At 71.6% G+C, this 11959-nt stretch carries 11 protein-coding genes; 3 read left to right on the plus strand and 8 right to left on the minus strand.

The window, feature by feature from the left end:
* Positions 1 to 43: 43 nt before the first annotated feature.
* From ACSMXW_RS23460 to ACSMXW_RS23475, 4 genes are all read right to left on the minus strand, one after another.
* Positions 44 to 721 (minus strand): class I SAM-dependent DNA methyltransferase, encoded by a 678-nt coding sequence (locus ACSMXW_RS23460; protein ID WP_485799102.1) that lies wholly within the window; start codon positions 719 to 721, stop codon positions 44 to 46.
* 118 nt (positions 722 to 839) lie between these two features.
* Complete coding sequence (gene fomD, locus ACSMXW_RS23465) at positions 840 to 1610, minus strand: cytidylyl-2-hydroxypropylphosphonate hydrolase (protein ID WP_485799105.1); 771 nt, start codon at positions 1608 to 1610, stop codon at positions 840 to 842.
* 198 nt (positions 1611 to 1808) lie between these two features.
* Positions 1809 to 3233: a class II fumarate hydratase gene (locus ACSMXW_RS23470; protein ID WP_485799107.1), complete on the minus strand. Its 1425-nt coding sequence runs from the start codon at positions 3231 to 3233 to the stop codon at positions 1809 to 1811.
* 134 nt (positions 3234 to 3367) lie between these two features.
* Complete coding sequence (locus ACSMXW_RS23475; protein ID WP_485799109.1) at positions 3368 to 5035, minus strand: fumarate hydratase; 1668 nt, start codon at positions 5033 to 5035, stop codon at positions 3368 to 3370.
* Positions 5036 to 5564: 529 nt separating this feature from the next.
* Between ACSMXW_RS23475 and ACSMXW_RS23480 the strand changes: the two genes are divergently transcribed.
* Positions 5565 to 6272 carry a DUF1707 SHOCT-like domain-containing protein gene (locus tag ACSMXW_RS23480; protein WP_485799111.1) on the plus strand — a complete coding sequence of 236 codons (708 nt, stop codon included), beginning with the start codon at positions 5565 to 5567 and terminating at the stop codon, positions 6270 to 6272.
* Between the two features lie 178 nt (positions 6273 to 6450).
* Positions 6451 to 6825, plus strand: a complete 375-nt coding sequence (locus tag ACSMXW_RS23485) for a WhiB family transcriptional regulator (RefSeq protein WP_485799113.1) — start codon at positions 6451 to 6453, stop codon at positions 6823 to 6825.
* A gap of 210 nt (positions 6826 to 7035) precedes the next feature.
* On the opposite strand, the gene glpX is transcribed toward ACSMXW_RS23485, so the two are convergent.
* Positions 7036 to 8067 carry a class II fructose-bisphosphatase gene (gene glpX / locus ACSMXW_RS23490; RefSeq protein WP_485799115.1) on the minus strand — a complete coding sequence of 344 codons (1032 nt, stop codon included), beginning with the start codon at positions 8065 to 8067 and terminating at the stop codon, positions 7036 to 7038.
* 221 nt (positions 8068 to 8288) lie between these two features.
* On the opposite strand from glpX, the gene ACSMXW_RS23495 reads away from it, so the two are divergent.
* The gene (locus tag ACSMXW_RS23495; RefSeq protein ID WP_485799117.1) at positions 8289 to 8807 is read left to right on the plus strand and encodes a DUF4245 domain-containing protein; all 519 of its coding nucleotides are present in this window, start codon (positions 8289 to 8291) and stop codon (positions 8805 to 8807) included.
* 213 nt (positions 8808 to 9020) lie between these two features.
* On the opposite strand, the gene ACSMXW_RS23500 is transcribed toward ACSMXW_RS23495, so the two are convergent.
* From ACSMXW_RS23500 to xseA, 3 genes are all read right to left on the minus strand, one after another.
* Positions 9021 to 9608 carry a malonic semialdehyde reductase gene (locus ACSMXW_RS23500; RefSeq protein ID WP_485799119.1) on the minus strand — a complete coding sequence of 196 codons (588 nt, stop codon included), beginning with the start codon at positions 9606 to 9608 and terminating at the stop codon, positions 9021 to 9023.
* Positions 9609 to 10143: 535 nt separating this feature from the next.
* The gene (locus tag ACSMXW_RS23505) at positions 10144 to 10437 is read right to left on the minus strand and encodes an exodeoxyribonuclease VII small subunit (protein ID WP_485799121.1); all 294 of its coding nucleotides are present in this window, start codon (positions 10435 to 10437) and stop codon (positions 10144 to 10146) included.
* Positions 10438 to 10447: 10 nt separating this feature from the next.
* Complete coding sequence (gene xseA, locus ACSMXW_RS23510) at positions 10448 to 11782, minus strand: exodeoxyribonuclease VII large subunit (protein ID WP_485799123.1); 1335 nt, start codon at positions 11780 to 11782, stop codon at positions 10448 to 10450.
* Positions 11783 to 11959 lie beyond the last annotated feature (177 nt).

Below are 11959 nucleotides of genomic sequence, written 5' to 3' on the forward strand. Positions count from 1 at the left end.
CGCGCGCGCCGTCCATGCGTCACCAGGGTGCGTCACGCGTGGATCAGGCGCGTCGGCAGTTGAGGAACAGCTGGTGCTCGGGTGGTGCGTCGGTACTCGCCGGGCTGTACGCGAACGCGGCCTCCCCGGCGATCTCGAAACCCGCATCGTGCACGACCTGGCGCAATTCGTCCCGCAGGAATCCCGATACCCGGATTATGTGGCCCAGGAACGGAATCTCGGCGTCGTCCAGGTCGGCCTCCACCATGGCGAGGGCAAACAGGCCACCGGGCCGCAGCATTCTGTGGAACAGCCGCAGTGCCTGGTGGATCTCGCTGCGGGACAGCATCAGCATGGTGAAGAAGCAGGTCAGGCCGTCGAAGAGGCCAAGACCCCGGCGCCCCCCGGGAGTCAGGGCGAGCAGGTCGCGGTGGAGCAGCTCGGCTTCCGGCACGTTCTTTCTGGCCAGCCCCAGCATCACCGTCGATAAATCGATGCCGACGACCGAGTGTCCCGCGTCCACGAGCTGGCGTGCGGTGGGCCGGCCGGTGCCGACGCCGACATCGAGAACGCGGGAGCCGGGAGGCAGCCCGGCCGCCAGCCGGGCGCCCGCCGCGATCTGGCCTTCCCTGTTCGGAAAGGCTTGCTCGTAGCGCGCCCCGATGGCGTCGAAGGCCGTCACCTGGTCGGTACGGTCCGCCACCGCGACCCCGTAGGCCAGGCAAGCCTCGCTACCGTTCACGTTTACTGCCGCTCCTCGATGACGTCGTGTCAGGCCTGGTGCAAACAGGAGAAGTTGCCGCTGTGCACCCTTGCGGGGGACGATCCTACGTTTGAACCACGGGGGCACATCAAGGGTCTCATGGCGACTGATGTGGGGACCGGGGTGTGGGGGTGCGGTCCCAGTCGTCCGGGAGCGACGGGATCGTCCACTGCGGGTCGGGACGCCAGTCGGGCCAGCTCTCGGAGAACGGCGGGTCCCACGCGGTGATCGCCTCGACGGCGGCCCAGCCGGCCTGCCGTACCGATCTCGCCTTGGCCGGGTCCATCAGCCCGGCGCTCTGGGCCTGCGCGAACTCGTCCTCGTCGAGCCACCGCCAGCTGCGGTCGGGGTGGACGCTGATGTCGAGGAAGTGGTCTTCGGAGTCCACGCCGCCGGACCAGCGGGTCAGGGGTTCTTCGAGGTTGACGTACCAGTTCTTGAAGCGCCAGCCGGGTTCCCAGAACAGCCAGACCGACCAGGGACGGCCGGGCCGGGCGAGTTTGAGCAGGCCGGTGCCGGTCCAGTGGTCGCGGATCACTGTCCGCGGCTTGGTGTAACGGGAGGTCAGCGGCTCGGCGTGGATGGGTGTGCCGTCGGCGAGGACGGGTTTGACGCAGGGTGTGCCGGGGGCCACCCAGACGGCGAGCAGGTCCGCGGTGTCCTGGACGACGGTGACGGGGCGGCAGATGTGCAGGTGGGAGCCGCCGTTCTCCCGGTAGCGCCACAGGATGTGGCTGCCGCGGGGCCAGCGGCGTGTGGGCGTCCCGGCAGTGGTGGTGGGGCCGGTGGCCGGGGTTTCGGCGCCGGGGGTGGCCGTGGGCGGGGGTGGGGAGCCGTTGACCGTGCCGTGCGCTGATTCCTCTGCCATGGACAGATATTAGTGGCGCCCTCTGACACCGCCTCGGGGCGGGTCACCTGGTGAGGAGGGCCGCGCGCGGTGCCCGTCCGGCCGTGTGCGGCCGGTTGCGGCAGAGCCGCGCGCGGTACCGCGCGCTCTCCGTACCATGCCCCCGCCGCTTCTGCCCGGGGCTGCCCTGGGGCGTCCGGGGTATCCGGGAGACGGACGCTAGGGGTGGGTCATCCGCAGGACGTCCAGCGCTTCGTCGAGCTGTTCCCGGGTCAGGAGGCCCCGTTCCACGTAGCCGGATTCGAGGACGGCCTCGCGTATGGTCTTCCGCTCGGCGAGGGCCTTCTTGGCGACCTTGGCGGCTTCCTCGTAGCCGATGTACTTGTTCAACGGTGTCACCACGGACGGGGACGACTCGGCGTACTCGCGGGCCCGCTCGGTGTGGGCCGTGATGCCGTCGACGGTGCGGTCCGCGAGGAGGCGGGTGACGTTGGCGAGCAGCCGGATGGACTCCAGGAGGTTCTTGGCGATCACGGGGAGCATGACGTTCAGCTCGAAGTTCCCCGCGGCGCCGGCCGTGGCGATGGTGGTGTCGTTCCCCGTGACCTGGGCGGCCACCTGGAGGACCGCTTCGGGGATCACGGGATTGACCTTGCCGGGCATGATCGAGGAGCCGGGCTGGAGGTCGGGGAGGCTGATCTCGGCGAGGCCGGTGCGGGGGCCCGAGGCCATCCACCGGAGGTCGTTGGAGATCTTGGTGAGGGAGACGGCGACCGTCCTGAGCTGGCCGGAGGTCTCCACGAGCCCGTCCCGGGCGCCCTGGGCCTCGAAGTGGTCCCGGGCCTCCGTCAGCGGCAGGTCCGTCTGCCGGGCGACCTCGGTGATGACGGCGGCGGCGAAGCCGGGCGGGGTGTTGATGCCGGTGCCGACCGCGGTGCCGCCCAGGGGGAGTTCCGCGAGGCGGGGGAGGGAGGCGCGCAGCCGCTCCACGCCGTGCCTGATCTGTGCCGCGTAGCCGCCGAACTCCTGCCCGAGGGTGACGGGGGTGGCGTCCATGAGGTGGGTGCGGCCGGACTTCACGACCTCCTTGAACTCGTCCGCCTTGCGCTCCAGGGCGGCCGCCAGGTGCTCCAGGGCGGGGACGAGGTCGTGGGTGACGGCGGCGGTGGCGGCGATGTGGATGCTGGACGGGAAGACGTCGTTGGAACTCTGTGAGGCGTTGACGTGGTCGTTCGGGTGGACGGGGCGGCCGAGGCGCTCGGTGGCGAGGGTGGCGAGGACCTCGTTGGTGTTCATGTTGCTCGAGGTGCCGGAGCCGGTCTGGAAGACGTCGACCGGGAAGTGGTCGTCCCAGCGGCCCTCTGCCACTTCGGCGGCGGCTTCCCGGATGGCGCGGGCCATGTCCTCGTCGATGACGCCCAGCTGGGCGTTGACCTTGGCGGCTGCGCTCTTGATGTGGGCCAGGGCCTCGATGTGGGCGCGCTCGATGCGCTGTCCGGAGACCGGGAAGTTCTGCACCGCGCGCTGGGTCTGGGCGCGCCACTTCGCGTGCGCGGGGACCTGCACCTCGCCCATGGAGTCGTGCTCCGTGCGGTACTCCGCCGGCTGACCGGAGTCGCTGTTGGTCGCCTTCTCACTTGCCATCGTTCGTACCTCCCTTCCGTTAAGCGTCCGGCGCGCGTCCCGTGTTCCCGCCGGCCGGTGACGTACGCCGAACGAGGGAACACCCTCCCCGGTGGAGGAACCGGGGAGGGTGTGCGAGGGGCCGGTCGCCGTGGTCAGCCCTGGCCGGGGCCGCGGACCGGGATGGTGGTGAAGGTGGGGCTGGGGGCGGGGTCGGCGAAGAAGTCGTTGCCCTTGTCGTCGACCACGATGAACGCCGGGAAGTCCTCGACCTCGATCTTCCAGACGGCCTCCATGCCGAGCTCCTCGTACTCGACGACCTCGACCTTCTTGATGCAGTCCTGGGCGAGGCGTGCGGCGGGGCCGCCGATGGAGCCGAGGTAGAAGCCGCCGTGCTCCTTGCAGGCGGCGGTGACCTGGCCGGAGCGGTTGCCCTTGGCGAGCATCACCTTGGAGCCGCCGGCCGCCTGGAACTGCGCCACGTAGGAGTCCATGCGCCCGGCGGTCGTCGGCCCGAAGGAGCCCGACGCGTAGCCCTCGGGGGTCTTCGCGGGGCCCGCGTAGTACACGGGGTGGTCCTTGAGGTACTGCGGCATGTCCTCGCCGGCGTCCAGGCGCTCCTTGATCTTGGCGTGGGCGATGTCGCGGGCCACCACCAGGGGGCCGGTCAGCGACAGGCGGGTCTTGACGGGGTACTTGGTGAGCTCGGCGAGGATCTCGTCCATGGGGCGGTTGAGGTCGATCCTGACGACGTCCGCGGACTCGTCCAGATGCTCGTCGGTGGTCTCCGGCAGGAAGCGTGCCGGGTCGGTCTCCAGCTGCTCCAGGAAGACGCCCTCCGCGGTGATCTTCGCCAGGGCCTGGCGGTCGGCCGAGCAGGAGACCGCGATGGCGACCGGGCAGGACGCGCCGTGCCGCGGGAGCCGCACGACGCGCACGTCGTGGCAGAAGTACTTGCCGCCGAACTGCGCCCCGATGCCGATCTTCTGCGTCAGCTCGAAGACCTTCTCCTCCAGGTCCTTGTCCCGGAAGCCGTGGCCCAGCTCGGAGCCCTCGGCGGGCAGCTCGTCCAGGTAGTGCGCGGAGGCGTACTTCGCGGTCTTCAGGGCGTACTCGGCGGAGGTGCCGCCGACGACGATCGCCAGGTGGTAGGGCGGGCAGGCGGCGGTGCCCAGGGAGCGGATCTTCTCCTCCAGGAACTTCATCATGGCGGTCTCGTTCAGGACCGCCTTCGTCTCCTGGTACAGGAACGACTTGTTGGCGCTGCCGCCGCCCTTCGCCATGAAGAGGAACTTGTAGGCGCCGCCGTCGGTCGCGTACAGCTCGATCTGGGCGGGGAGGTTGGAGCCGGTGTTCTTCTCCTCCCACATGGTCAGCGGGGCCATCTGGGAGTACCGCAGATTGAGCTTGGTGTAGGCGTCGTAGATGCCCCGTGAGAGGGCCTTCTCGTCCTCGCCCTCGGTGAGCACGTGCTGTCCGCGCTTGCCCATGACGATGGCGGTGCCGGTGTCCTGACACATCGGCAGCACGCCGGCGGCGGCGATGTTCGCGTTCTTCAGGAGGTCGAGCGCCACGAACTTGTCGTTCGCGGAGGCCTCGGGGTCGTCGACGATGCGGCGGAGCTGCGCCAGGTGGGCGGGGCGCAGGTAGTGCTGGATGTCATGGACGGCCTCTTCGGCGAGCGCGCGCAGTGCCTCCGGTTCGACCTTCAGGAAGGTCCGTCCCCCGGCCTCGAAGGTGCTGACGCCCTCGGCGGTCACCAGCCGGTACGGGGTGGTGTCCTCCCCGGTAGGAAGCAGATCGGAGTACTGAAACTCTGGCATTGCGCCCATTCCTCACTCGACAGACACGACACCACCCCGCCGGCAGCGCGCAACAAGCGTAATCCCGGCGCGTCCGCCCGCTGTGCGTGGTGCGCGTCACGGCGGTGCAGAGGCGGTGCAGAGGCGGTTCAGGGGCGGTTCAGGGGCGGCGCGGAGGCGGTCAGGCGCGGGTGGTGCGGGTGGTGCTGGCGTGGTGCTGGTGGTGCGGGCGCGCGGGTGGTGCTGGCGTGGTGCTGGTGGTGCGGGCGCGCGGGTGCGCGGGTGTGCCGGGACGGCGTGCCGGGGCCCGGCCGCGGCCCCCGGCCTGGACCGCTGTCGGGTGCGACCGGGGTGACGGGCCCGTGCGGCAGGCGCGACGGGCGCCCGGTGAGGGGGACGGGGACGGGGGCGGGGGCGGAGGGGCGCGTCGGGTGCGTCGGGTGCATCGGGTGCGACGCGGGCGCCGAGTGCGGCGGGCGGACTTGTCCGCACGGACCGACTTGTCCACAGGGGGTAGTCGCGATCTATCGCGTTTCGGTAGGCTGCCTCCGTGGACCTCGAAAAGCGCCCTCAGCACCCGGAGACCGCCGCACGGACGGCGCAGGCCCAGCCCTCCGTGGGGCTCCGCGCGTCCGACGCCGACCGCGACCGCGTGGCCGACATCCTGCGCGAGGCGCTCGCCGAGGGCCGCCTCACGGCCGATGAGCACGCCGAGCGCGTCGAGGGTGTCTACCGCGCCAAGACCGTCGGCGACCTGGAGCCCCTCGTGGCGGACCTCCCGCAGGGCGGTGCCGGTGCCTATGAGCGGCGCCCGCCCCAGGCCCCCGCCTCCGCCCCGTCCCGCCCCACAGCCGGCGCGATACCGCCGGTCGCGGACGACAACCTCGTCGCCGTGCTCAGCAGCTCGTCCCGCAGGGGCCGTTGGCGCGTCGGCCGCAGGACGCACGCGTACGCGATCTTCGGCAATGTCGAGATCGACCTCAGTGAGGCGATATTCGAGTACCCCCAGGTGGTCATCAAGGCCGTCTCGGTCTTCGGCAACGTCGAGATCCGCGTCCCGGAGAACATCTCGCTGCGCGGCACCGGCGGCGGCGTCCTCGGCAACTTCGAGGTCGACACCCTCGACTCCACGGACCCCGACGCCCCGGTGGTCTTCGTGGACGGGATGGCGGTGCTCGGCAACATCGAGGCGAAGCCCAAGCGCGGCCGTCTGGTACGCGATCTCCAGCACAAGCTCCGCAAGTATCTGGATCACTGACCCGGCGCGCCCGAAGCCCTGCTCATGACCGGTTTCCGGCTGGCTGAGAACACGCGTGCATAGGAACTCAGTGCTTAGGCGCGCGCACAGCGGGTAGGCCTTGCTGCATCGTCGCTCTCCCCCACTGCCTCAAGGACGTGGGAGGGGCCCCCAGCGAAGCCGTCGTCAGGAGTAGACCGTGCTGCAACCGCCGCGTCAGTCCCTGCAGATCGCTGCCGTCCCCACCCGGCGGGTGCCCGCGGGAGAACGGGATCAGGACGCCCCCTGGCACACGGAGGCGGTATGCCGGCGCGACGAGGCCGGCCTCTTCTTCGCCCCGTCGAAGGAGCCCACCGCGGCCAGGCTCTCCCGTGAGGAGGCCGCGAAACGGGTCTGTGCCCGCTGCCCGGTCATGGTGGAGTGCCGCGAGCACGCCCTGCTCCAGCCGGAGCCGTACGGGGTGTGGGGCGGGCTGACGGCGGCGGAGCGGCGTGTGGTGCTCGCCCGGCGCCGCAGGCGCGACCTGGAGCTCAAGAAGGCCCATGCGGCCGGCCCCATAGCGGCGGCGGGGTAGCACCGGGCCGCCCGGTCTCCCGGGGGGCCCGGCAGCCCGAAGGGCCCTGGTGCCCGGCCTCGTGAGCCCCGGCGGCCGGCCGGGGCTCGCTGTGCGTGGGGATGCGCGTGGGGATCTGCGCTGCGCCGGGCCCGCTTCATCCGGAGCGCCCGGGGCCTACTTCCCCCGGGCCCACGCCCCCGGCCTCCCCCGGGGCCACGTCCCCAGGACCTACTTCGCACGGTCGAAGTCGATGGTGCTGTACGCCCGCAGCTTCGCCAGCCGGTGGGTGGAGTCGATCTGCCGGATGGTGCCGGACTTCGACCGCATGACCAGCGACGAGGTCATCGCCGTCTCGGCGCGGTAGCGCACCCCGCGCAGCAGTTCGCCGTCGGTGATGCCGGTCGCGACGAAGAAGACGTTGTCGCCGGAGACCAGGTCGTCGGTGTCCAGCACGCGGTCGAGATCGTGCCCCGCGTCGATGGCGCGCTGCCGCTCCTCGTCATCTTTGGGCCATAGCTTGCCCTGGATGGTGCCGCCCAGGCACTTGATGGCGCAGGCGGAGATGATGCCCTCCGGGGTGCCTCCGATGCCCAGCAGCAGGTCCACGCTGCTCTCCTCGCGCACGGCGAGGATGGAGCCCGCGACATCGCCGTCGGAGATCAGCTTGATGCGCGCCCCGGTCTCCCGGACCTCCTTGATCAGCCCCTCGTGCCGCGGCCGGTCCAGGATGACGACGGTGACGTCCTCCGGGGAGGACCGTTTCGCCTTGGCCACGCGACGGATGTTCACGGCCACCGGGGCGTCGATGTCCACGTAGTCCGCGGCTTCCGGCCCGGTGGCCAGCTTGTCCATGTAGAAGACGGCGGACGGGTCGAACATGGTGCCCCGGTCGGCGGCCGCCAGCACCGCGATCGCGTTCGGCATGCCCTTCGCCGTGAGGGTGGTGCCGTCGATCGGGTCCACGGCGATGTCGCACTCCGCGCCGGTGCCGTCGCCCACCCGCTCTCCGTTGAAGAGCATCGGCGCCTCGTCCTTCTCCCCCTCGCCGATGACGACCACGCCGTTCATCGAGACGGTGGAGACAAGGGTGCGCATGGCCCGGACGGCGGCGCCGTCCGCGCCGTTCTTCTCGCCCCGGCCCACCCAGCGGCCCGCGGCCATGGCGGCGGCCTCGGTGACACGGACGAGTTCCAGGGCCAGGTTGCGGTCGGGGGCCTCCGGTGAGACCTCGAGTTCGGAGGGGAGATGGTGCTCGGTCATCGAAACGCACCTTCCTGATACGGCCGGGGCCGGACGAGGGTTGTCTCCGACAATAACCGTTGTCCCAGCACAATGAGCAGGGCCGACCACGCATGAGCGCATACGGAGGGTGTGGGCGTGGTCACAACCGACCGGGTGTCCCGGCGGGGTGCCCCGGTCCGTGTGTCGCTGCCCGGCGGGGCGGTCGCAAGGCGCGTGCGGGCGCCTGCGACGATGGGGGCGTGGCAGGCAGGCAAGGCAAGCAGAAGGTGCGGGACATGCTGCTGTCGCTGGGCGTCGTCGCCCTCGTCGCAGGTGTCATATACGTCTTCGTCCCGCACGACGACTCGAAGAGCCCCGTCAGGCGCGTCGACTACAGCGTCGAGCTGCTGACGGCGCGCCGTGCGGCGCCCTATCCGGTCGCGGCGCCCAAGGGCCTGCCCAGGTCGTGGATGGCCACGTCCGTGCGCTTCCAGGGCGACATGTACAACTCCTGGCACCTGGGCTTCCAGGACCCGGCCGGACAGTACGTCGCCGTCGAGCAGTCCACCCAGGAGCCGGGGCCGTTCATCTCCGGTGCCAGCCAGGGGGCCAGGAAGACCGCGGCGACGCAGCGCATAGGGGACCGCGTCTGGCAGCGCTACCAGGGCGACCACTACGACGCCCTGGTCCACCGGGACAAGTCCGCCACGACCGTCGTCACGGGCACGGCGTCGTTCGCGCAGCTCACGAAGATGGCGGAGGCGTTGAGGACGTCCTGAGGGGCCGGCCCGCCCCGCCGGTGGGCCGGGCCCCGGTCCCGTCCGTCCGAGCCCGGACGGGCGAGGCCAAAGACGTCATGCGGCCGGTCCACCGGCCGGGCGAGCCGGAGAGGTCACCGGGGGCCGGGGACGCCACCGGGGGTCGGAAGCGCCACCAGGGGTCGGAAGCGCCACCGGGGCCGGACGGCGATCGTCCGCAGTCGTCGTCCGGGATCAGAGGACGGTGACGACCTGCTCGTAGTCGAGCCGCGGAAGCCGCTCCTGAAAGGCGCCCTCGCCGGGCCTGCCGATGTTGACGATCATCAGCGGGGTGTGGTCCTCGTCAAGGAACTCCTTCTGGACGCCCGCGGGGTCGAACCCGGTCATCGGGCCCGCGGCGAGCCCGGCGGCACGGACGCCGATGAGGAAGTAGGCGGCCTGGAGCGCGGCGTTGAGGCCGGCGTTCTGCTCCCGGACCGTGCGTTCGGCGAACGCGTCCTTGAGCGCCGGGTTGTGCGGCTGGAGCTGGGGCAGCTCGTCGTGGAACTCGTTGTCCGCGGAGAGGATGGCGACCAGCGGGGCCTGGGCGCTCTTCGGGCGGTTGCCCTCGGCGAGGTGCGGCAGCAGCCGCTCGCGGGCCTCCTTGCTGCGGATCAGCGTGATGCGCAGGGGCGACTGGTTGAAGGCCGTCGGGCCGTACTTCACCAGGTCGTATATCGCCCTGACCTGCTCGTCGCTCACCGGCTCCGCGGTGAAGGTCCGTGCGGTGCGCGCCTCACGGAACAGCAGGTCCTGGGCGGCGGGGTCGAGGGGGAGGGTCATCGTGCGGGCCTCTGGTTGCTCGGTGGGGTGGTGATCGACTGCGAGTCTACGAGGGTGAAGTTGACATTTCAATTAAAGTCGGGCTTGTGAGCGGGCTCACGGTGGGGGAACGGCCTGTCAGCCCTGTCAGGGGGGCGGGGAACTGCGCGATCAGCCGAGACGAGAGGTCGGCTTGAGGGGACTGCTCTCGGTACCGGCCGCGCGGGGCTGCCTCTGCCGCGGGCGCGGCCGACCGGATCTCCGGCATGCGCGGGGTCGGGATTCCCTGGCCGCTGACTGCTGGTCGCTGACTGCTGACTGCTGACTGCTGGTCGCTGGCCGCTGACCGCTGGCCGCCGAGCGCCGACTGCCGATCGCCTACCGATGGCGCGCGCGTCCGCGCGCCCGTGCGGCGGAGGAGCCTTCCCTGCTGCCTTGAGGGCTCCCCCCACTGTCCCAACGGCTTGGGGCACCTCCCCAGAGGTGCCCCAAGGTCACAGCCCGCCCTGCCGCTGCCGGGGCGCTCATGTGTCCCTGGGGCGCGCCCCAGGCGTGCCTAGGCGTCTGGGCCGGTGGCGTCCGTGCCGGTGGCGTCCGGCTCCCGGACCTCCGTCCGGGTGACGTCCGGCTCCTCGCCCTCGGCGAGCGCCGCGTCGAGCCGGGCGCGGGCGCCGGCCAGCCACTGGCGGCACACCTTGGCGAGCTCCTCGCCGCGCTCCCAGAGGGCGAGCGACTCCTCCAAGGTGGTGCCGCCCGTCTCCAGGCGGCGGACGACCTCGATCAGCTCATCCCGCGCCTGTTCGTAACCGAGGGCGGCTTCGTCCGAGCCGGCTTCCGTGCTGCTGGTCATGGGGCCCACCCTAAGAGTCGGGAGTGACGTCGGAATGCGGCGCGTGCGGCGACGGGGGATCGGACGCGTCCGGGACGCCGGCACCGCCGTCGTGCGCGTCGTCCGCGTCGTGCGCGTCGTCAGAGGAGCTGGCCGGCACAGCCGTCACCCGGACGGAGAACTCGCCCGCGGCCACCCGGGCGCGCAACTCCTCGTCCCGCGCCACCTCGCCGGGCGTCCGCACCACGTGGCCGTCGGCCTTCTGGAGCACCGCGTAGCCGCGCCTGAGGGTCGCGGCGGGGGAGAGGGCGACCACGCGCGCGTGGGTGTGCATCAGCTCGGAGTCCGCGCGGTCCAGCAGGTGGCCGAGGGTGCGGCGGACGCGGTCGGTCAGCGCGTCGACCTGCTGCTCGCGCTCGTCCACCATGCGGTGCGGATGCTGCATCGAGGGCCGGGCGAGCGCATGGGCCAGGCCGCGTTCCTCGCGCTCCAGCAGGGCCGTCACACAGCGCCGGGCGCGGTCGCACAGCCAGCGCACCCGCTCGTACTCCTCGCCCACGTCCGGCACCACCTTCTTCGCGGCGTCCGTGGGCGTGGAGGCGCGCAGGTCGGCGACGTGGTCGAGCAGGGGGTTGTCGGGCTCGTGGCCGATCGCCGAGACCACCGGCGTACGGCACGCGGCGACCGCTCTGACGAGCTGCTCGTCGGAGAACGGCAGCAGGTCCTCCACGCTGCCGCCGCCCCGCGCGACGATGATCACGTCGACCTCGTCAAGCGCGTCCAGCTCCTTGACGGCCTGCACCACCTGCGGCACCGCGTGCACCCCCTGCACGGCGACGTTGCGCACCTCGAAGCGGACGGCGGGCCAGCGGTGCCGGGCGTTCTCCAGGACGTCGCGCTCTGCGGCCGAGGCGCGGCCGCAGACCAGGCCGATGAGCTGCGGCAGGAAGGGCAGCGGCTTCTTGCGCTCGGGCGCGAAGAGGCCCTCGCGCGCCAACGACTTCTTCAGCATCTCCAGACGCGCCAGCAACTCGCCCACGCCCACGGGCCGTATCTCCGTGGCCCGCAGGGAGAGCTGGCCGCGCGGCGCGTACCACTCCGGCTTGGCGTGTACGACGACGCGGGCGCCCTCGCAGACGACGTCGGCGATCGCGTCGAACACCGTCCGGTAGCAGGTGACGCTGACGGAGACGTCGTACGACGGGTCACGCAGGGTCATGAAGACGACGCCCGCGCCGGGCCGCCGGGAGAGCTGGGTGATCTGCCCCTCCACCCAGATGGCGCCCAGCCGGTCGATCCACCCGCCGATGAGCCGCGACACCTGGCCGACGGGCAGGGGGGCGTCCGCGGACGTGTTCACAGCCATGCGCCCGAGCGTATCGGCAGGGGCTGACAGTCCCCGCCGTACGGACTGTGCCGGGCCGCCGGACGTCGGGGGTGTGCCCTCCACAGGGCGCGCGGGGACTGTGCGATCCGCCCTGGGCCATCACCCTTCCGAGGGAGCGGTTTCCGGTCGCGCCGGGCTGCGGGTGGGTGCCTGGTG

Source organism: Streptomyces sp. DSM 116793 (assembly GCF_057320905.1).